20 protein-coding genes are annotated in these 20,255 nt (G+C 72.7%); 12 read left to right on the top strand and 8 right to left on the bottom strand.

The window, feature by feature from the left end; genetic code table 11:
* Both ACWGN5_RS24895 and ACWGN5_RS24890 read left to right on the top strand, forming a co-directional pair.
* A partial coding sequence (locus ACWGN5_RS24895; RefSeq protein WP_453518877.1) for an acetyl-CoA carboxylase biotin carboxyl carrier protein subunit occupies positions 1 to 192 on the top strand: 192 nt, incomplete at its 5' end.
* Positions 193 to 269: 77 nt separating this feature from the next.
* A complete protein-coding gene (locus ACWGN5_RS24890; protein ID WP_369146133.1) occupies positions 270 to 815 on the top strand; it encodes a TetR/AcrR family transcriptional regulator in 546 nt (181 codons plus the stop codon).
* A gap of 71 nt (positions 816 to 886) precedes the next feature.
* On the opposite strand, the gene ACWGN5_RS24885 is transcribed toward ACWGN5_RS24890, so the two are convergent.
* Positions 887 to 1,816, bottom strand: a complete 930-nt coding sequence (locus ACWGN5_RS24885; RefSeq protein WP_453518873.1) for a DeoR/GlpR family DNA-binding transcription regulator — start codon at positions 1,814 to 1,816, stop codon at positions 887 to 889.
* A 225-nt stretch (positions 1,817 to 2,041) separates the two neighbouring features.
* Positions 2,042 to 3,481 (bottom strand): NAD(P)H-quinone dehydrogenase, encoded by a 1,440-nt coding sequence (locus ACWGN5_RS24880; protein WP_369146132.1) that lies wholly within the window; start codon positions 3,479 to 3,481, stop codon positions 2,042 to 2,044.
* Positions 3,482 to 3,687: 206 nt separating this feature from the next.
* Between ACWGN5_RS24880 and ACWGN5_RS24875 the strand changes: the two genes are divergently transcribed.
* From ACWGN5_RS24875 to ACWGN5_RS24860, 4 genes are all read left to right on the top strand, one after another.
* A complete protein-coding gene (locus ACWGN5_RS24875) occupies positions 3,688 to 4,125 on the top strand; it encodes a gamma-glutamylcyclotransferase (RefSeq protein WP_017239758.1) in 438 nt (145 codons plus the stop codon).
* A 256-nt stretch (positions 4,126 to 4,381) separates the two neighbouring features.
* Complete coding sequence (locus ACWGN5_RS24870; RefSeq protein ID WP_453518869.1) at positions 4,382 to 5,185, top strand: purine-nucleoside phosphorylase; 804 nt, start codon at positions 4,382 to 4,384, stop codon at positions 5,183 to 5,185.
* A gap of 271 nt (positions 5,186 to 5,456) precedes the next feature.
* Complete coding sequence (locus ACWGN5_RS24865) at positions 5,457 to 7,109, top strand: phospho-sugar mutase (protein ID WP_453518866.1); 1,653 nt, start codon at positions 5,457 to 5,459, stop codon at positions 7,107 to 7,109.
* A 196-nt stretch (positions 7,110 to 7,305) separates the two neighbouring features.
* On the top strand, positions 7,306 to 8,454 hold the full coding sequence (locus ACWGN5_RS24860; RefSeq protein WP_453518863.1) for a glycosyltransferase 87 family protein: 1,149 nt from the start codon (positions 7,306 to 7,308) through the stop codon (positions 8,452 to 8,454).
* Positions 8,455 to 8,499: 45 nt separating this feature from the next.
* Here the strand turns inward: ACWGN5_RS24860 and ACWGN5_RS24855 are convergent, their stop codons facing one another.
* The 3 genes from ACWGN5_RS24855 to ACWGN5_RS24845 all read right to left on the bottom strand — a co-directional run bounded on the left by ACWGN5_RS24855 (position 8,500) and on the right by ACWGN5_RS24845 (position 11,657).
* Entirely contained in the window at positions 8,500 to 9,177 is a 678-nt protein-coding gene (locus ACWGN5_RS24855; RefSeq protein WP_453518860.1) for a PH domain-containing protein, read from the bottom strand.
* Between the two features lie 35 nt (positions 9,178 to 9,212).
* Positions 9,213 to 9,839, bottom strand: a complete 627-nt coding sequence (locus tag ACWGN5_RS24850) for a class F sortase (RefSeq protein WP_453518858.1) — start codon at positions 9,837 to 9,839, stop codon at positions 9,213 to 9,215.
* Between the two features lie 210 nt (positions 9,840 to 10,049).
* Positions 10,050 to 11,657, bottom strand: coding sequence for a hypothetical protein (locus tag ACWGN5_RS24845; protein ID WP_453518855.1), 1,608 nt, complete (start codon positions 11,655 to 11,657; stop codon positions 10,050 to 10,052).
* A 255-nt stretch (positions 11,658 to 11,912) separates the two neighbouring features.
* On the opposite strand from ACWGN5_RS24845, the gene deoC reads away from it, so the two are divergent.
* The 3 genes from deoC to ACWGN5_RS24830 are packed head-to-tail and all read left to right on the top strand — an operon-like array spanning position 11,913 to position 15,200.
* Complete coding sequence (gene deoC, locus ACWGN5_RS24840) at positions 11,913 to 12,872, top strand: deoxyribose-phosphate aldolase (RefSeq protein WP_352016886.1); 960 nt, start codon at positions 11,913 to 11,915, stop codon at positions 12,870 to 12,872.
* A 5-nt stretch (positions 12,873 to 12,877) separates the two neighbouring features.
* Entirely contained in the window at positions 12,878 to 14,314 is a 1,437-nt protein-coding gene (locus tag ACWGN5_RS24835; RefSeq protein ID WP_453518852.1) for an aldehyde dehydrogenase family protein, read from the top strand.
* Positions 14,307 to 15,200, top strand: coding sequence for an aldehyde dehydrogenase family protein (locus ACWGN5_RS24830; protein WP_369146126.1), 894 nt, complete (start codon positions 14,307 to 14,309; stop codon positions 15,198 to 15,200). The genes ACWGN5_RS24835 and ACWGN5_RS24830 overlap by 8 nt, the downstream gene beginning before the upstream one ends.
* A gap of 45 nt (positions 15,201 to 15,245) precedes the next feature.
* Here the strand turns inward: ACWGN5_RS24830 and ACWGN5_RS24825 are convergent, their stop codons facing one another.
* Complete coding sequence (locus ACWGN5_RS24825) at positions 15,246 to 15,977, bottom strand: TetR/AcrR family transcriptional regulator (RefSeq protein ID WP_453518849.1); 732 nt, start codon at positions 15,975 to 15,977, stop codon at positions 15,246 to 15,248.
* Between the two features lie 115 nt (positions 15,978 to 16,092).
* On the opposite strand from ACWGN5_RS24825, the gene ACWGN5_RS24820 reads away from it, so the two are divergent.
* Entirely contained in the window at positions 16,093 to 16,683 is a 591-nt protein-coding gene (locus ACWGN5_RS24820; protein ID WP_453518847.1) for an NADPH-dependent FMN reductase, read from the top strand.
* Positions 16,684 to 16,685: 2 nt separating this feature from the next.
* Positions 16,686 to 18,191, top strand: coding sequence for an MDR family MFS transporter (locus tag ACWGN5_RS24815; protein WP_453518844.1), 1,506 nt, complete (start codon positions 16,686 to 16,688; stop codon positions 18,189 to 18,191).
* Here ACWGN5_RS24815 and ACWGN5_RS24810 read toward each other — a convergent pair.
* Positions 18,124 to 18,522: a hypothetical protein gene (locus ACWGN5_RS24810; RefSeq protein WP_453518842.1), complete on the bottom strand. Its 399-nt coding sequence runs from the start codon at positions 18,520 to 18,522 to the stop codon at positions 18,124 to 18,126. The genes ACWGN5_RS24815 and ACWGN5_RS24810 overlap by 68 nt on opposite strands.
* Positions 18,523 to 18,574: 52 nt before the next feature.
* On the opposite strand from ACWGN5_RS24810, the gene ACWGN5_RS24805 reads away from it, so the two are divergent.
* Positions 18,575 to 19,264, top strand: a complete 690-nt coding sequence (locus tag ACWGN5_RS24805; RefSeq protein ID WP_453518841.1) for an ATP-binding protein — start codon at positions 18,575 to 18,577, stop codon at positions 19,262 to 19,264.
* Between the two features lie 155 nt (positions 19,265 to 19,419).
* Here the strand turns inward: ACWGN5_RS24805 and ACWGN5_RS24800 are convergent, their stop codons facing one another.
* Positions 19,420 to 20,142, bottom strand: coding sequence for a SigE family RNA polymerase sigma factor (locus ACWGN5_RS24800; RefSeq protein ID WP_392150915.1), 723 nt, complete (start codon positions 20,140 to 20,142; stop codon positions 19,420 to 19,422).
* Between the last annotated feature and the right edge of the window lie 113 nt (positions 20,143 to 20,255).

Raw genomic sequence — 20,255 nt, 5'->3', positions numbered from 1 at the left:
CAGGGCACGATCGTGAAGGTCGCGGTCGAGGAGGGCCAGGAGGTCAAGGAGGGCGACCTGATCGTCGTCCTGGAGGCCATGAAGATGGAGCAGCCGCTGAACGCCCACCGTTCCGGCACCGTGAAGGGCCTGAGCGCCGAGGTCGGCGCCTCCGTCACCTCCGGCGCCACCATCTGCGACATCAAGGACTGACCGTCGCACGCAGTACCGTACGAAGGGCCCGCAGGCAGCCGCCTGCGGGCCCTTCGTCGAGGGGAGGGCCCGCGCACATGCGCGCCGACGCACGCCGCAACCACGAGCGACTGCTCATCGAAGCCCGCGCCGCCTTCGCGGAACAGGGCGCGGACGCGCCCCTGGAGGAGGTCGCGCGCCGGGCGGGCGTGGGCATCGGCACCCTCTACCGGCATTTCCCCACCCGGGCCGACCTGTTGAACGCGGTCTTCCAGGAGGCGCTGGCCGAACTGCTCGACCGCTCGCGGGAGCTGGCGGAGGCCGATGCGCCGTGCGCGGCGCTGGTGGAGTGGCTGCGGGCTCTGATCGCGCACGCCGGCGAGTACCGGGGGCTCGCGCACGCGCTGATGTCCGCCTCGTACGACCGGAGTTCGGCCCTGGCGCGGTGCAGCGATCCGCTGCGCGCGGCGGGCGAGCGGCTGCTCGAAAGGGCCCGGAAGGCGGGGCAGGTGCGGGCCGATGTGTCGATCGGCGACCTGATGCAGCTGACCAACGCGATCGCGCTGGCGGCTGAACAGTGCCCGGAGGACGCGGAGCTGGCGGACCGTCTGCTCGCGCTGACGCTGCGGGGCTTGAAGGGCTGAGCTGGGGCCGGTGGTTCGGCGTGGGACCCCTGGGGGAGGGTCCCTCGGGTACTGCGGCTGAGGTACTGACGTCAGCGGCGGCGCATGTCCGCGACCCGGGCCGTGCGTTCCAGCGTCTCCGCGGCCATGCCGCCGCCCGGGCCGCCCCGGAACTGACCGGCCGCCATCCGTCCGCGCTGGACGGGGAGCGGCACGTCACGGCGGGGCCGGGCGCCCGGGGGGAGCTGGTCGCCGCCCGAGGGGCCGGTGGCCGCGCCCGTACCGGCGACGGCGATCTGCACGCCCTGGTCGGCGAGGGCCTGGAGCTCGGTGGCGGCCCGCTCGTCGTGGGCCGGGGGCTCGTCGGTCACCAGGCGGGTGATGACGTCGGTCGGCACCGTCTGGAACATGGTGTCGGAGCCCAGCTTGGTGTGGTCGGCGAGGACCACGACCTCCGCCGCCGCCTGCACGAGGGCCCGGTCCACGCTCGCGGAGAGCATGTTGGACGTGGAGAGCCCGCGCTCGGCGGTCAGGCCGCTCCCGGAGAGGAACGCCCGGGAGACCCGGAGCCCCTGGAGCGACTGCTCGGCCCCGCTGCCCACGAGCGCGTAGTTGGAGCCGCGCAGGGTGCCGCCGGTCATGACGACCTCGACCCGGTTGGCGTGGGCGAGGGCCTGGGCGACGAGCAGGGAGTTGGTGACGACGGTGAGGCCGGGCACGCGGGCGAGCCGGCGGGCCAGCTCCTGCGTGGTCGTCCCGGCGCCGACGACGATGGCCTCGCCCTCTTCGACGAGGCTCGCGGCGACGTCGGCGATGGCCGTCTTCTCCGCTGTGGCGAGATGGGATTTCTGCGGGAAGCCGGATTCTCGCGTGAATCCGCCCGGCAACACCGCACCGCCGTGGCGGCGGTCGAGGAGTCCTTCTGCCTCAAGGGCCCGTACGTCTCTCCGTACGGTCACTTCAGAGGTCTGGACGACGCGGGCGAGCTCGCGGAGCGACACGGCCCCATTGGCTCGCACCATTTCGAGGATCAACTGGCGACGTTCTGCAGCGAACACGAAACTGACAGTAACGTGACCGGCCGATACTTTTCAGCAGTATGCGCCGAATTGCAGAAGATGCGCACGGACGGGGCCTCCAAGTGGTATGGGAGACCCCGTCGTTGATCGTTCTATGCCCGGGATTGCCGGGGGTTGTCCGACTGGGCGAACCGTTCCCGCAGGCGGGAGCGGGCCCGGGCGGAGGCGTTACGCCTCGCCCGTCGCCTTTCGGGTGTGCAACTGCCGTGCCACTTCCGCGATCGAGCCCGACAGGGAGGGGTACACGGTGAAAGCATTTGCGATCTGTTCGACCGTCAGATTGTTGTCGACCGCGATCGAGATCGGATGGATCAGTTCGCTCGCCTTGGGCGCGACGACACAGCCGCCGACCACGATGCCGGTGCCCGGGCGGCAGAAGATCTTCACGAAGCCGTCCCTGATGCCCTGCATCTTCGCGCGGGGGTTGCGGAGGAGGGGCAGCTTGACGACCTTGGCGTCGATCTTGCCCGCGTCCACGTCGGCCTGGGTGTAGCCGACGGTCGCGATCTCCGGGTCGGTGAAGACGTTCGACGAGACCGTCTTCAGGTTCAGCGGGGCCACCGCGTCGCCGAGGAAGTGGTACATCGCGATCCGGCCCTGCATCGCGGCGACCGAGGCGAGCGCGAAGACGCCGGTGACGTCACCGGCGGCGTACACGCCGGGGGCGGAGGTACGGGAGACCTTGTCGGTCCAGATGTGGCCGGAGTCCTTCAGCTTGACCCCCGCCTCCTCCAGGCCCATCCCGGCCGAGTTCGGGATCGCGCCGACCGCCATCAGGCAGTGCGTGCCGGAGATGACCCGGCCGTCCGCGAGGGTGACCTCCACCCGGTCGCCGACCCGCTTGGCGGACTCGGCGCGGGAGCGGGCCATGACGTTCATGCCGCGGCGCCGGAAGACGTCCTCCAGGACGGCGGCCGCGTCCGGGTCCTCGCCCGGGAGCACGCGGTCACGGCTCGAGACGAGCGTGACGCGGGAACCCAGCGCCTGGTAGGCACCCGCGAACTCGGCACCGGTGACACCGGAACCGACCACGATGAGCTCCTCGGGGAGCTCCTTCAGGTCGTAGACCTGCGTCCAGTTCAGGATGCGCTCGCCGTCCGGCTTGGCGTCGGGCACCTCGCGCGGGTGGGCACCCGTCGCGATCAGCACGGCGTCGGCGGTCAGCGTCTCCTCGGTGCCGTCGGCGGCGGTGACGACCACCTGGCGCGAGCCGTCCACGGCCTGCCGGCCGGAGAGCCGGCCGCGGCCGCGCAGGACCCGGGCGCCGGCCCGGGTCACGGAGGCGGTGATGTCGTGGGACTGGGCGAGCGCGAGGCGCTTCACCCGTCGGTTCACCTTGCCGAGGTCCACGCCGACGACACGAGCGGCCTGCTCGATGTGCGGGGTGTCGTCCGCGACGATGATGCCCAGCTCCTCGTAGGAGGAGTCGAAGGTGGTCATCACCTCGGCGGTGGCGATCAGGGTCTTCGAGGGGACGCAGTCGGTCAGGACGGACGCGCCGCCGAGGCCGTCGCAGTCCACGACGGTCACCTCCGCGCCGAGTTGGGCGCCCACCAGGGCCGCCTCGTATCCGCCGGGTCCGCCGCCGATGATCACGATCCGGGTCACTGGGATCTACGCCTCGCGCTCTCGTTCTGCCGGGGGGTCCCCCCGCTGGGGTGCAGTGCGTACGCCATTGTCCCGCACGCTTCAAGTGCGTACCCCATTCTCCCGCACGCCGGGCACTGCCTCGCGCCGGGGCCTCCGGAGCCCCCCGTACGGCCGCCGCCTCGCGGTTCTCCGGGCAGCCCGCCCCCTCCCGTACCCTCGGTCCCATGTCGCTCTACGCCGCTTTCGCCGGCAACCTCGACGCGCGGCTGATGAGCCGCCGCGCACCGCACTCCCCGCTGCGCGGCACCGGCTGGCTGAACGGCTGGCGGCTGACCTTCGGCGGAGAGCAGATGGGCTGGGAGGGAGCGCTGGCCACCATCGTGGAGGCCCCCCGCTCCCAGGTCTTCGTGGCGCTGTACGACATCGCGCCGATGGACGAGGACTCCATGGACCGCTGGGAGGGCGTGGGCCTCGACATCTACCGGCGGATGCGGGTGCGGGTGCACACCCTGGACGGCGAGGAGCCGGCCTGGGTGTACGTCCTCAACGCGTACGAGGGCGGGCTGCCGTCCGCGCGGTACCTGGGCGAGGTCGCGGACGCGGCCGAGTCGGCGGGCGCGCCGCACGACTACGTGATGGAGTTGCGGAAGCGGCCCTGCTGATCCGGCCGGGCCGCCGGGGCCGGTACGACCGCGCCGATCCGGCCGGGCTGCCGGGGCCGGTCCGACCGCGCCGATCCGGCCATGTTGATCCGACCGGGCGACCGGAATCCCCCATTCGTCGGAAACGACAAGACAACGATCGCATGTCCGTCAGCATCGTCATCTACGCGCGTAGGAATTCTCCGGCTACGCTGCTTCGCGTACCAAATCCGTCCGGGGCTCCCCTCGGACCCCCCTCCCCGAGGCGAGAGAGTCAGTGAACGCAACTGCCACCCCGTACGAGGCCGCCGAGGCCGCTGCCGCACGTCTTCGCGAGCTGACCGGTGTCGAGAACCACGACGTCGGCCTGGTCATGGGCTCCGGCTGGGCGCCCGCCGTCGAAGCCCTGGGTGCCCCCGAGGCCGAGTTCCCGGTGACCGAGCTGCCCGGCTTCCCGCCGCCGGCCGTCGAGGGCCACGGCGGCAAGGTCCGCTCGTACAAGATCGGTGAGAAGCGCGCGCTGGTCTTCCTCGGCCGCACCCACTTCTACGAGGGCCGGGGCGTCGCCTCCGTCGCCCACGGCGTCCGCACCGCCGTCGCCGCCGGCTGCAAGACCGTCGTCCTCACCAACGGCTGCGGCGGCCTCCGCGAGGGCATGCGCCCCGGCCAGCCGTACCTGATCAGCGACCACATCAACCTCACGGCCGCCTCCCCGATCGTCGGCGCGAACTTCGTCGACCTGACGGACCTGTACTCGCCGCGCCTGCGCGCGCTGTGCAAGGAGGTCGACGAGACGCTGGAGGAGGGCGTGTACGTCCAGTTCCCCGGCCCGCACTACGAGACCCCGGCCGAGATCAACATGGTCCGCGTGCTCGGCGGCGACCTCGTCGGCATGTCCACCGTCCTGGAGGCCATCGCGGCCCGCGAGGCCGGCGCCGAGGTCCTCGGCATCTCCCTCGTCACCAACCTGGCGGCGGGGCTCTCGGGCGAGCCGCTGAACCACGAGGAGGTCCTCCAGGCCGGCCGCGACTCGGCGGCCCGCATGGGCGAGCTGCTGACGCGGGTCCTGGACCGGATCTGACGGTTCCCGTCACCGGGGCTCCGCCCCGGACCCCGCTCCTCAAGCTCCCCCTGCGCCTGGCGGCGCGGGGGGACCCCCAGCGGGCTGGAGATCCAGCCCGCCCGGCGTTCGAGGGCACGGCCGCAGGCCGTACGGGGGCTGGGGGCCCGCCCCCCGTTTCGGGAAGGGGCGGGGTGGGGGAAGGCTCCGCGCAGCGGCCCACCCACCCGCACCCACGCATCCACGCACCCACCCCACGGCCCCTCCCGCCCGCACCTCCGAAAGGCACACCGTGACGCAGGACGATCTCCTCACCCGGGCCCAGGCCTGGCTCGCCGAGGATCCCGACAGCGAGACCCGCGAGGAGCTCGCGCGGCTCATCGAGGCCGACGCGGGCGACGAGCTCGCCGCCCGGTTCAGCGGCACCCTGCAGTTCGGCACGGCCGGGCTCCGCGGTGAGCTCGGCGCCGGGCCCATGCGGATGAACCGCTCGGTCGTCATCCGGGCCGCCGCCGGCCTCGCCGCGTACCTGAAGGCGAAGGGCCAGGAGGGCGGCCTCGTCGTCATCGGCTACGACGCCCGCTACAAGTCCGCCGACTTCGCCCGCGACACCGCCGCCGTGATGACCGGCGCCGGACTGCGCGCGGCGGTCCTCCCCCGCCCGCTGCCGACGCCCGTCCTCGCGTACGCCATAAGGCATCTGGGCGCCGTCGCCGGTGTCGAGGTGACCGCGAGCCACAACCCGCCGCGCGACAACGGCTACAAGGTCTACCTGGGCGACGGCTCGCAGATCGTCCCGCCGGCCGACGCGGAGATCGCCGCCGAGATCGAGGCCGTCCGCTCGCTGCACGACGTGCCCCGGCCCGAGTCCGGCTGGGAGACCCTCGGGGACGAGGTCCTGACGGCCTACCTGGAGCGTACGGACGCCGTCCTGACCCCCGGCTCCCCCCGGACCGCGCGGACCGTCTACACGGCCATGCACGGCGTCGGCAAGGAGGTCCTGACGGCCGCTTTCGACCGGGCCGGCTTCCCGCCGCCCGCGCTCGTCGCCGAGCAGGCCGACCCGGACCCCGCCTTCCCGACGGTCGCCTTCCCGAACCCGGAGGAGCCGGGCGCCATGGACCTGGCCTTCGAGGCCGCCCGGGCCGTGGACCCCGACCTCGTCATCGCGAACGACCCGGACGCCGACCGCTGCGCCGTCGCCGTGCCCGACGCGGACGTCGAGGGCGGCTGGCGGATGCTCCGCGGCGACGAGGTCGGCGCGCTGCTCGCCGCGCACCTGGTGCACAAGGGCGCCACGGGCGTCTTCGCCGAGTCGATCGTGTCCTCCTCCCTCCTCGGCCGCATCGCCGAGGCCGCGGGCGTCGGCTACGAGGAGACCCTGACCGGCTTCAAGTGGATCGCCCGCGTCGACGGACTGCGGTACGGCTACGAGGAGGCGCTCGGCTACTGCGTCGACCCGGAGGGCGTCCGCGACAAGGACGGCATCACGGCGGCGCTGCTCGTCACCGAGCTGGCCTCGGTGCTCAAGGAGCAGGGCAGGACCCTCACCGACCTGCTCGACGACCTGGCGGTGGCGCACGGCCTGCACGCCACGGACCAGCTGTCCGTACGCGTCGAGGACCTGGGGATCATCGCGAACGCGATGGCCACGCTCCGCGAGCGTCCCCCGGTCCGGCTCGCCGGTCTCACGGTCGTCTCGGCCGAGGACCTGACGAAGGGCACCGAGTCCCTCCCGCCGACGGACGGTCTCCGCTACCACCTGGAGGGCGACTACAAGGCCCGGGTGATCGTCCGCCCCTCCGGCACCGAGCCCAAGCTCAAGTGCTACCTGGAGGTCGTCGTCCCGGTCGGCGACGGCAGCGAGCTGGCGACCGCCCGCGCGAAGGGCGCCGAGATCCTCGCCGCGATCAAGCGGGATCTGTCCGAGGCCGCCGGGCTGTAGGACATCGGCCCGTAGGACATCGGGCCGTAGGACATCGGGCCGTAGGCATCGGGCCGTAGGCATCGGGCCGTAGGACATCGCCGGGGGCCGGTACGGAAGGGAATCCGTACCGGCCCTCGCCCGTCCGGGTGAACCCCGTACGGCACGTGACGTAAAGCGTGGACCGCACGCCGGGGGCGCGCGCCAGGGTGACCCGGTGTCCGTCACCCGCCCCGTGCCGTACGTCCCCGCCCCCCGTGCCGCCCCCGAGGCCCGAGCGGGCGGCGCGCTGCGGCGCGCGGCCCCGGCGCTGCTCGGTTTCCTGGCAGTACGGCTCCTGGGGCTCGCGGTGCTCGCCCGCTGGGCGCATCTGAAGGGGCACGGCCTGTGGCCGCTGCTCGCCCGGACGTGGGACTCGCTCTGGTACCTGGACATCGCCGGTCACGGGTACACGACCCAGCCGTCCTTCCCCCGGAACCTCGCCTTCTTCCCGCTCTTCCCCGGGCTCGTCCGGCTCCTCTCGGCGGTCCTCCCCGGCTCCCGCGCCTCGGTCGCCCTCGGGCTCGCGGTGGTGTGCTCGCTGCTCGCCGCCTGGGGGGTGTTCGCGGTCGGCGACCGGCTGCACGGACGCCGCACCGGCACGGTCCTCGCCGTCCTGTGGGGCGCCTCGCCGGTGGCCGCCGTGCAGTGGCTGGGATACACGGAGTCGCTGTTCACGGCGCTCGCCGCCTGGGCGCTGTACGCGGTGCTCGGCGGGCGCTGGGCGTGGGCCGCAGGACTCGCGGTGGCCGCCGGGCTGACCCGGCCGACGGGGCTCGCGGTCGCGGCGGCGGTCGGCGTGGCGGGGCTCCTGGCCGCCCGGCGCGAGCGGCGGGCCCTGGCCGCCGCCCTGACGGCGCCCCTCGGCTGGCTCGGGTACGTCGGGTGGGTGGCGCTCGTCCGGGGCCGCTGGGACGGCTACTTCGAGGTGCAGCGGCGCTGGGGGAACGAGTGGGACGGCGGCGCGGTGACGCTGCGGGCGCTGCGCCGGTACCTCGTCCACAGCGCGTCCCCGCCGTTCTTCCTGACCGTGGTGTCGGTGGTGCTCGTGCTGTCCGCCGCGCTGTACGTGTGCGGTCTCGTGGACCGGCAGCCGCTGCCGCTGCTCGTGTTCACGGGGGTGCTGCTGCTCGTGGTCCTCGGCAGCGGCGGCGTCTGGTTCCCGCGCGCCCGCTTCCTGCTGCCGGGCTTCCCGCTGCTGCTGCCGCTCGCCGTGGGGATCGCCCGCGCGCGGTGGCACGTCGCCGCCCTCGTCCTCGCGGGGGCGGCGCTCTCCTCGGCGTGGCTGGGCGGCCACATGCTCCTGGTGTGGGAGGGCGCGCCCTGACGGGGCTCAGCCCCGGGACGTCCAGCCGGGAGACGGGGGTGCGGCTCAGCCCGTCGCGAGCAGGATGACGAGGAGCAGCAGCCCGGCCACGGCGGGGCCGACGATCTCGTACGCCCAGTGCACCTGCGGCTCGCCCTGCGCGCCCGGGGTCCCGGCGCGCAGCTCGGCGAGCTCGCGCAGGTCGGCGATGGTCTTGTCGCTGGGGGCGGTGCGGGAGGCGGCGTCCCGTACGTCGGCGGTGACGGAGGTACGGCCGTGCGGGTCGTCCTGGGAGGCGCGGGCGGCCTGGCGGGCGGCCCTCTTCCGCTGGCGCAGCGAGACGGGGATCGCCCACAGCTGGTACTTGGCGCCGTCCTGGGTGAAGACCTCGCTGGAGTAGCCGGCGCGGACGTCGGCGACGGTGGCCCAGGGCAGCACGATCGTGCGGAAGGGGTTGCGGATCCGGAGCCGGTCGTCGTTGGCGTACACGGCGGGCCTGATCGTGAAGGCGACGATCAGCGGGACGGCGAGGACGAGGACCGCGAGCGCGATCCAGGGCGTGCGGCCCTCGCCGCGGACCATCGAGTCCCCGGCGAAGAAGGCCGTGAGGAGCAGCAGGAACACTCCGCTCGCGACCCCGAGGGGCGACCGGAAGACCTTGTCGGCGGGGGTCTGTCCCGCGGGGGTCTTTCCTGCGGACGGCTGCTCTGGGCTCGGCTCGTGGCTGGGCTCGGGGGTCGTCATGCCGCCGATTGTGCCTCAGGGGGGCGGGTGGGGGCTCAGGCGGCCCGCGCGGCCACGAGATCCGCGTACAGGATGATGTTGTCGGGGCGGTGGCCGTCGACCAGCTCGCCGCCGCAGGTGACGAGGCGCAGCTCGGGGCGGGTCGTGTTGCCGTAGACCTTGGCCGTCGGGAAGGCGTCCTTGTCGACCTGCTCCAGTTCCCGGACGCGGAAGACGGCGGTCGTGCCGTCGGCGCGGGTCACGGTGATCTCGTCGCCGACGCGGACCTTGGAGACGTTCTTGAGGACGGCCGGGCCGCGGGCGGTGTCGAAGTGGCCGATGAGGACGGCGGGCCCGGTCTGCCCGGGGGTGACGCCCTTGTCGTACCAGCCGACGCGGTCGGCGTCGGCGACGGAGGGCACCTCGACGGTGCCGTCCGCGTTCAGGCCGAGCGAGAGGACGGGCCCGGTGTCGACCCCGGCCGCGGGCACCCGCACCCGGACGGGCAGGGACCGCGCCATCGGCTTCACGGGGGCCGCGCTCGCGGTCGGCGCGGGGGCGGTGGCCTCCGCGATGTGGGCGGGCGGGGTGGTGTCCGCCGCCGCGGAGCAGCCGGTGAGGGCGGCGAGGGCGGCCACGAGGACGAGTGCGGCGGTACGGGTACGGGCGGGGCGACGGCTCACGGGACGGCTCCGGGCGGGCTGGGAGAAGGGGTGTGGCCGGCCGCCGCGCGGGACGCGGCGACCGGCCTGGGGTGGGGTGTCACCTGCTCGGGTCAGGGCAGGAGGAGGGTTACGGGACCGAGCGCGCCGCTCGGGTACGGACCGGGCGCCGGCTCCCGTGGGGATCAGGCGCGCGATCCCGTACGGACCGGGCGCTCGATCCCGTACCGATCAGGCGCGGGAGCCCGCGCGGCGGCGGAGGACGACGAAGCCGAGGCCCGCGGCGGCGAGGGAGGCCGCGCCCGCGCCGGCCGCGATCAGGGCGGTGGAGTCGCCCTCGGTGCCGAGCTCGGCACCGGCCGCGACGCCGCCCTGCGGGATGACGGAGGTCTGCCCGGTGTTGGTGGTGGTGCCGTTGTTGCCCGCCGGGGTGCCGGCGGCGTCCTTCTCGCAGCCCTTGGGGAGCTTCGGGAAGGCGGTCCACTGGTACGGCGTGTCGCCGCCCTGGGTGCGCTGGCCGAGCTGCGGGGTGGTCGTGTTCGCGCCCTTGATCGTGAGGCCCTGGCCCGGGTCGGCCGGGTGCGCGCGGTCGACGGTGACGATCGGCTTGCCGGCCTCGTCCTTGAGGACGGCCTTCGGGCCCTTCTCCAGGTCGTTGGTGAGCGTCACGGTCAGCAGCGCGAAGACCGAGGGGATGTCCTGCTGGACCGTGCACGTGCCGACGGTGACGACGGGGCCCGGGGCGGGCTTGGAGCCCTTCTGGATGAGCTCCGGGGCGGCCTGCTTCGTGGAGCCCTGGATGTAGGCCGCGAAGCCTCCGTCCTGCTCCAGGACGACGACCGCCTTGCCGTAGACCCAGACCTGGCGGGAGCCGGCCAGGTAGGTGAAGCCGCGGCCGTGGCCGTTCTCGATGAGCTGGAGGCCGTAGCGGCCGTCCTTCTTGGCGAGCTCCAGGACGGTGCCGTCGGCGAGGACGTACATGCCGGGCTCGGCGCCGGGGACGTAGTTGCGGTCCCAGTTGAGGGTGCGGCCGTCCTCGAAGAGGACGAAGAACTCGCCGTTGTCGTTGCCGGCGACGGGGCGGGTGATGGCGTCGAGGACGCCGACCGGGTTGCCCTGGTAGAAGAGCTCGGCGCGGTGGTGCAGGTCCTTGATCTTGTAGATCTTGGCGATCGTGCCGTTGATGAGGGTCTCGGTCCGGACGAGGGTGCCCTGCGGGGTGGTGCCGGACGCGGTCGCGGTCACCTCGCCCTCGGAGGTCAGGGTCACCGAGTAGCCGGCGAAGACCTTGGTGTCCTGCTGCGGGTAGCCGGCGCCGGCCTTCAGCTCGCCGAGGACCGTGCCGCCCTTGAGGACGGTGGCGGTGAAGTACGGGTGCTGGTCGCCCTTGGCGTACACCTTGGCCGACAGGCCGCCGGCGAGCTGGACGGTGCGGACCAGGGTTCCGTTCGCGTCGACGGCGACGGCGGTCACCTTGCCCTCGAAGTCCAGGGTCACCGCGTATCCGACGAAGACCTTGGTGTCCTGCTGCGGGTAGCCGGCGCCGGCCTTCAGCTCGCCGAGGACCGTGCCGCCCTTGAGGACGGTGGCGGTGAAGTAGGGGTGCTGGTCGCCCTTGGCGTACACCTTGGCGGACAGGCCGCCGGCGAGCTCGACGGTGCGGACCGGGGCGTCGGCGGGCGCGGCGGCCTTCGCCGGCACGGTGGCCTTCGCACTCGCGGTGGCCGTCGGCGCCGGGGTCGTCCCGGCGGCGAAGGCGTTGCCGGCCGCGAGGACCGGGCTGGCGGCGACGCCGGCGACGAGCGCGGCGGCAAGGGCGGTGCGAAGGGCGGTGCGCATAACGACTCCTGAAGCAGGTCACGGATGGATGAGGAAGAGCCGCATGCCTGGCTGACATCTCGATCGGGAAGGGCCGGTGAGGTCTCGCTGGCTGCTGATAAGAATCTATTGATCTTGTATGGGGGAGGCGTCCGCTCCATGTCACGAGCGTGTGACAGGAGTCACCACGCCGTCGGACCCCCTGTGACCTCGGGCTCCATGAAGGGCCACCCCTGTACAGGTCGCTACGCGCGTAGATATGCTCGACTGGTGACCATGCCCACCACTGCATCCGCAGCATCCGCTTTCGCCGACGTGACCACGTCCGACAGTGCGCTGCGCCGCTTCCTCCACGGGCTGCCCGGCGTCGACGCCGTCGGCCTGGAGGCGCGCGCCGCGTCCCTCGGCACCCGCTCGATCAAGACCACGGCCAAGGCGTACGCCATCGACCTGGCCATTTCCATGATCGACCTGACGACGCTCGAAGGTGCGGACACCCCGGGCAAGGTCCGGGCGCTCGCCGCCAAGGCCGTCAACCCCGATCCGACCGACCGCACGACCCCGAAGACCGCCGCCGTCTGCGTCTACCCCGACATGGTGGCCACCGCCAAGGCCGCCGTCGCGGGCTCGGGCGTCAAGGTCGCCTCGGTCGCCACCGCCTTCCCGGCCGGGCGCGCCGCGCTCCCCGTGAAGCTGGCCGACACCGCCGACGCCATCGCCGCCGGCGCCGACGAGATCGACATGGTCATCGACCGTGGCGCCTTCCTCGCCGGCCGGTACCTGGAGGTCTTCGAGCAGATCGCCGCGATCAAGGCGGAGTGCGGCGACCGCGCCCGCCTCAAGGTGATCTTCGAGACCGGTGAGCTGTCCACGTACGACAACATCCGCCGTGCCTCCTGGCTCGGCATGATGGCCGGCGCGGACTTCATCAAGACCTCGACCGGCAAGGTCGCGGTCAACGCCACCCCGGCGAACACCCTCCTCATGCTGGAGGCCGTGCGCGACTTCCGCGCGCAGACCGGCGTGCAGATCGGCGTGAAGCCGGCCGGCGGCATCCGCAACACCAAGGAAGCGATCAAGTTCCTGGTTCTCGTCAACGAGACCGTGGGTGAGGACTGGCTGGACAACCACTGGTTCCGCTTCGGCGCTTCCAGCCTGCTCAACGACCTGCTGATGCAGCGCCAGAAGCTGGCGACCGGCCGTTACTCCGGCCCCGATTACGTGACGGTGGACTGATCAACATGGCATCTGCATTCGAGTACGCACCGGCACCGGAATCGCGCTCGGTCGTCGACATCGCGCCGAGCTACGGCCTCTTCATCGACGGCGAGTTCGTCGACGCCGCCGACGGCAAGGTCTTCAAGACCGTCTCCCCGTCCTCCGAGGAGGTCCTCTCCGAGATCGCCCAGGCGGGCACCGAGGACGTCGACCGCGCGGTGAAGGCGGCCCGCAAGGCCTTCGAGAAGTGGTCGGCGCTGCCCGGTTCGGAGCGCGCCAAGTACCTCTTCCGGATCGCCCGGATCATCCAGGAGCGCAGCCGTGAGCTGGCCGTCCTGGAGACCCTGGACAACGGCAAGCCGATCAAGGAGACCCGCGACGCGGACCTCCCGCTGGTCGCGGCCCACTTCTTCTACTACGCGGGCTGGGCCGACAAGCTCGACCACGCCGGCTACGGGGCGAACCCGAAGCCGCTCGGCGTGGCCGGCCAGGTCATCCCGTGGAACTTCCCGCTGCTCATGCTGGCGTGGAAGATCGCCCCGGCGCTCGCGACCGGCAACACGGTCGTCCTGAAGCCGGCCGAGACGACCCCGCTCTCCGCCCTGTTCTTCGCGGACATCTGCCGCCAGGCCGGGCTGCCGAAGGGCGTCGTCAACATCCTTCCCGGGTACGGGGAGGCGGGCGCCGCGCTGGTCGAGCACCCGGACGTGAACAAGGTCGCCTTCACCGGTTCGACGGCGGTCGGCAAGTCGATCGCGCGCTCCGTCGCCGGCACGCACAAGAAGGTCACCCTGGAGCTGGGCGGCAAGGGCGCCAACATCGTCTTCGACGACGCCCCGATCGACCAGGCCGTCGAGGGCATCGTCAACGGCATCTTCTTCAACCAGGGCCAGGTCTGCTGCGCGGGCTCGCGCCTCCTCGTCCAGGAGTCGATCCAGGACGAGCTGCTCGACAGCCTCAAGCGCCGCCTGAGCACCCTCCGTCTGGGCGACCCGCTCGACAAGAACACCGACATCGGCGCCATCAACTCCTCGGAGCAGCTGGCCCGCATCACCTCGCTCGTGGAGCAGGGCGAGGCGGAGGGCGCCGAGCGCTGGACCGCCGCGTGCGAGATCCCGTCGGCCGGTTACTGGTTCGCCCCGACGCTCTTCACGAACGTCACGCAGGCGCACCGCATCGCCCGCGACGAGATCTTCGGCCCGGTCCTGTCGGTGCTGTCCTTCCGTACGCCCGACGAGGCGGTCGCGAAGGCCAACAACAGCCAGTACGGCCTGTCGGCGGGCATCTGGACGGAGAAGGGCTCCCGCATCCTGGCGGTCGCCTCCAAGCTCCGGGCCGGTGTCGTCTGGGCCAACACGTTCAACAAGTTCGACCCGACCTCGCCGTTCGGCGGCTACAAGGAGTCGGGCTTCGGCCGCGAGGGCGGCCGCCACGGTCTGGAGGCCTACCTCGATGTCTGATGTGACGCGCCTCAGTGTCTTCAAGACCTACAAGCTGTACGTCGGGGGCAAGTTCCCCCGCTCCGAGAGCGGCCGGGTGTACGAGGTGAGCGACTCGAAGGGCAAGTGGCTGGCGAACGCGCCGCTCTCCTCCCGCAAGGACGCGCGTGACGCGGTCGTCGCGGCCCGCAAGGCCTTCGGCGGCTGGGCGGGCGCGACCGCGTACAACCGCGGCCAGATCCTCTACCGCGTCGCCGAGATGCTGGAGGGCCGCCGGGACCAGTTCGTCCGCGAGGTCGCGGACGCGGAGGGCCTGTCGAAGTCGAAGGCGGCCGTGGTCGTCGACGCGGCGATCGACCGCTGGGTCTGGTACGCGGGCTGGACCGACAAGATCGCCCAGGTCGTGGGCGGCGCGAACCCGGTCGCGGGCCCGTACTTCAACCTGTCGACCCCGGAGCCCACGGGTGTCGTCACGGTCGTGGCCCCGCAGGACTCGTCCTTCCTCGGCCTGGTCTCGGTGATCGCCCCGGTCATCGCGACGGGCAACACGGCGGTGGTCATCGCAAGCGAGAAGTCCCCGCTGCCGGCCCTCTCCCTGGGCGAGGTCCTGGCCACCTCCGACCTCCCCGGCGGCGTGGTCAACATCCTCTCCGGCAAGGCCGCCGAGATGGGCCCGCACCTCGCGGCCCACCAGGACGTCAACGCGATCGACCTGACGGGCGCGGACACCGGCCTGGCCCGCGACCTGGAGATCGCGGCGGCGGACAACCTGAAGCGCGTCCTGCGCCCCCGTACCGAGGAGGACTTCGCCGAGTCCCCCGGCACGGACCGCATGACCGCGTTCCTGGAGACGAAGACGGTCTGGCACCCCACGGGTTCGCTGGGCGCGAGCGGCTCCTCGTACTAGGACCCCCATGACGAACGGCCCCCGGGATCACCCGGGGGCCGTTCGTCATGCGCCGCCGCGCTCGATCAGGCCCGCGACCCCGTCGAGCACGCACTCGAGCCCCGTCTCGAACAGCCAGCCCGCGTCGTCCTTGCGGGCCGCGCCGAGGGCGTACGTCCGGTAGGTCGGGTAGCGGCCGGTGCCGAGCAGGTACGTCATCTGCGGGGCGAGCCCCCGGCGGGTCTCGTCGGCGTTCGCCCAGCCCTGCTCCTTCATGTACAGGGCGACGGCGACCTCCGCCTGCACGGCCCCGTGCACATAGGCGCCGACCGCGCGGAACGCCGCCATCATCGTGTCGACGTCGAGGCCCAGGCCGTCGAGCGAGGCCAGCTGCCGCTCGGCCGCCGCCAGCCGGTTCGGGGTGAGGGCGAAGAGCGGGGTCGGCAGCTGGGCGAGCCAGGGGTGGCGGAGCATCCCTTCGCGGGTGCGGTGCGCGTGGGTCCGCAGGGTGTCCCGCCAGCCCTCGCCGGGCTCGGGGGGCTCCATCTCGCTGGAGACCCGGTCGACCATGAGCGCCCACAGCTCGTCCTTGCCGTCGACGTGCCGGTACGCGGCCATGGGCGCGACGCCCAGTTCGGCGGCGACCTTCCGCATGGTGACGGCGGCGAATCCCTCGCGGTCCGCGATCCCGATCGCGACCTCGGCGATCCGGCCCGGGGTGAGGGAGGCCCTGGGCGCCGCGGGCCGATCGAGCCGCTCCCACAGCGAGACGCGGTCCGTCTCGTCCTTCTTCGCCACTCCGGCCTCCTTGTGTCGCGTACAGCGTATGCCTTGTGGACGCCGTACACACCGACGTGTACGTTGTACACCCATCGGTGTACGTCGTACACAACCGCTCTCTCCAGGGGGACCCATGAGCACGCCGCTCCGCCTCGCCGTCATCCAGGGCTCGACCCGCGAAGGCCGCCTCGGCCCGACCGTCGCGCACTGGCTCGCCGGCCACGCCACCGACCGCCCCGACCTGGCCGTCGACGTGATCGACCTCGCCGAGACCCCGCTGCCCACGGTCTTCCCGCACCTCGGCCAGGCCCCCGCCGACGAGGCCGACCTGGCCCTCCTGCGGGCGGTGTCCCCGCGCCTGGCCGCCGCCGACGCCTTCGTCGTCGTCACACCCGAGTACAACCACAGCTACCCCGCGTCCCTGAAGAACGCGATCGACTGGCACAACAAGGAGTGGCACGCCAAGCCCGTCGCCTTCGTCTCCTACGGCGGCTTCTCGGCCGGCCTGCGCGCCGTCGAGCACCTGCGCGGGGTCTTCGCCGAACTGCACGCCGTCACCCTCCGCGAGTCGGTCGGACTCGCCGGCGTCTGGGGTCAGTTCGACGCCGAGGGCAAGGCCGTCGACCCGGGCGCCGACACCGCCGCGAAGGCGATGCTCGAACGGCTCGTCTGGTGGGCCGACGCCCTCCGCGAGGCCCGCGCCAAGAAGCCGTACGGAGCCTGACCATGACCGACCAGCGAAAGCCGCTCCCCTACCCGGGCCTCACCGGACTCATGCTCGGCATCGTCCTCGGCACCCTCGACGGCACGATCGTCGGCACCGCGCTCCCCACCGTCGCCGGCGAACTCGGCGGCCTCGACCGGCTGTCCTGGGTGGTCACCGCCTACCTCCTCACCGCCGCCGTCAGCACACCCCTGTGGGGCAAGGCCGGCGACCTGTACGGACGCAAGGGCGCCTACCTCACCGCCGTCGCCGTCTTCCTCGCCGGCTCCGTCCTCTCCGGCCTCGCCCAGACCATGGACCAGCTCATCGCCTTCCGCGCCCTCCAGGGCGTCGGCGCCGGCGGCCTGATGGTCGGCGCCTTCGCCCTGATCGGCACCGTCGTCTCCCCGCAGGACAGCCCGAAGGTGCAGGCGATCACCGGCGCGATGCTCCCGGTCGCCTTCGCCGGCGGCCCGCTCCTCGGCGGACTGCTCACCGACCACCTGAACTGGCGCTGGGCCTTCTACGTCAACCTGCCCGTCGGCATCGCCGCGCTGCTGCTCGTCTCCCTCGGGCTGCGCGTCCGCACCCCGCGCGTCCGGGCCCGCGTGGACGTGGCCGGGGCCCTGCTCCTCACCACCGGCATCCTCGCCCTGACCCTGCTCGCGACCTGGGGCGGAACGCGGTACGCCTGGACCTCGCCGGGCATCCTCGCCCTGGCCGCGACCGCCGTCGCCGCCCTCGCCCTGTTCGTCAGGACCGAGCGGCGCGCCACCGAGCCGGTGATCCCGCCCCGGCTGTTCCACAGCCGGAACTTCGCCCTCGCGCAGATACTGAGCCTGCTCGTCGGCGCGGGCATGATCGCCGCGATGAACTACCTGCCGCAGTACTTCCAGTTCGTCAGCGGCCGGACGTCCACGGCGAGCGGACTGCTCCTGCTGCCGCTCATGCTCGGCATGGTCGGCGTCCAGCTCGTCACCGGCCGGCTGATCGCGCGCGACGGCCGCTACCGGATCTACCCGATCCTCGGCGGCGGGCTCATGACCGCGGGCGCGCTCGCGCTGCTCCTGCTCGACGTGGACACCCCGACGGCCGTCGCGTCCGCGCTCACCGTGATCCCGGGCGCCGGCATGGGCTTCCTCATGCAGTCGACCCTGCTCATCACGATGTACAGCGCCCCGCCCCGGGACATGGGCGCGGCGAGCGGCACCGTCACGCTCGTCCGCACCCTCGGCGGCTCCCTGGGCGTCGCGGCCCTCGGCGCCGTCTTCACCGCGCGCCTCGCGGGGACCGACCCGAACCTGACCCCGGCCCAGGCCGCAGGACTGCCGGAGCCGGTACGGGAGGGCCTGCGGGCGGCGGTGACCAGCGGCGTGCACGGGGTGCTGCTCGGCACGGCCGTGCTCGCCGCCCTGGCGTTCGCGGTGGCCTGGCTCGTACGCGAGGTCCCGCTGCGCGACGCTACGGAAGCAGACCCCGCGTCAGCGGACCGGCCAGCGGCAGGTCGGCCACTGCCCCGCCCTTCGTGACGTGGTCGGTGACCAGGTTGGTGCCGATCGGCTTGAAGTCGGCGACCTGGGTGCCGAGGCCGTTGTCGAGCGGGTCCACGCCCGTGTTGGCCAGCGGGTCGAGCTGGAGCCGGGTCAGCGGGCCCACGCCGTGGGTCACGCCCTCCAGCGCGCCGGCCCCGGCCGCGGCGGCGTCCGTCCGGCTCAGCGAGTCGACGGGCAGCGGCACGGCGGCGGCGGCCTGCGCCCCGGCACCCGCCCCGAGCATCGCCGCACCCGCCGCCGTGACGGTGAGACCGGCCTTGAGCAGGGCGCTGCGACGGGGGGTCCGGTGGTCTGCGTGACGCGCCATGGGGATCCTTCCAGGGGGTGAGCGGGCGGGCACCGACAGTAGTCGAGGTGTGATGCTCGATACCAACGGCCGTCCTCGGTGGTCCCCTGGACGGGGGAATGCCTCACACTGGTGTTCCGTGAGTTCCCAACCGATCCCGACCCGGGTCGTCCTGCTCGCGGGCCCCTCCGGCTCCGGCAAGTCGTCCCTCGCCGCCGTCACCGGCCTTCCGGTCCTGCGCCTCGACGATTTCTACAAGGAGGCCGACGACCCGTCGCTCCCACTCGTCGACGGCTCCACGGACATCGACTGGGACTCCCCACGGTCCTGGGACGCGGACGCCGCCGTCGCCGCGATCGTCGAGCTGTGCCGTACGGGGCGGACCGACGTCCCCGTGTACGACATCGCCACCAGCTCCCGGGTGGACCGGGAGCGCCTCGACATCGCGCGGACGCCGCTCTTCGTGGCGGAGGGCATCTTCGCGGCCGAGATCGTGAACCGCTGCCGTGACCTGGACGTCCTCGCGGACGCGCTGTGCCTGCGGGGCCGCCCCTCGACGACGTTCCGCCGCCGGCTGCTTCGCGACCTGCGCGAGGGCCGCAAGTCCGTCCCGTTCCTGCTGCGCCGCGGCTGGCGCCTGATGCGCGCCGAGCGCGCGATCGTCGCCCGCCAGACCGCGCTCGGCGCCCATCCCTGCGCGAAGCCGGAAGCCCTGGGCCGCCTGGCCGCCGCGGCGGCGGGCCGCCACCGCACGCCGGTCTAGCCGCGACGCACGAAGCGGGCCGTACGAGACCCCCCGGACTCGTACGACCCGCTTCGTGTTTCCCCGTACCCCCGTACGGTTCCCCCGTGTTTCCCCCGTCCCGGCAAGGCCCCCGTTTCCCCCGTGGGCCCCTACCGGGCGTGTCCCCCCGACCTTCAGGCCACCAGCTCGCCGAAGGACTCCTCCTCGTCACGGCCGAAGCTCAGCACCTCGTCCTCGCGCAGTCGCCGCAGCGAGCGCCAGATGCTCGACTTCACCGTGCCGACACTGATGTCCAGGATCTCCGCGATCTCCGGATCCGTACGGCCCTCGTAGTAGCGCAGCACCAGCATCGTCCGCTGGAGCTCGGGCAGCCGGGCCAGGGCCTGCCACAGGACCGCGCGCAGCTCCGTGCCCCGCATCGCGTCCGTCTCGCCGACCGTCTCCGGCAGCTCCTCGGTCGGGTACTCGTTGAGCTTGCGCCGGCGCCAGGCGCTGATGTGCAGGTTCGTCATGGTGCGACGCAGGTAGCCGCCCACGGCCGCCTTGTCGCTGATCCGGTCCCAGGCGCGGTACGTGGAGAACAGCGCGCTCTGGAGCAGGTCCTCGGCCTCGAAACGGTCACCGGTGAGGTGGTAGGCGGTGGCGTACAGGGAGGCACGACGCTCCTGCACGTAAGCCGTGAACTCGGCTTCCGAGCAGCTCGTGCGCTCCCCCGTGACCTCCCCGTACGCCGCTCCCCCGTCAGCAACGGCCACCATGTACGGCGCCTTGCGCTGACGCCCGACGGTCCGAACGCACCCCCGCCCGTTCATCCCGCCGGACTTCTCCGTGCTCCGCACGACGTCGTGGAGACGCGTGACAACTGCGCTTGAGGTGGTGCTGTGCAGTGCGTTCATCTCGCGCCCCCCGTCGGTTGGAGTGTGTTTCGGTCCGTGTGCCAAGAAGCTTGCCCGCCGGACTTCATGGCGTTGTCCGCCGACTGTCACAGCCGTGTCACAGGGAACGGAAC

It is taken from the genome of Streptomyces sp. NPDC055815 (assembly GCF_053616475.1).
The sequence above is the reverse complement of the archived record's forward strand: the minus strand, read 5'-3'. Positions and strand labels throughout refer to the sequence as shown.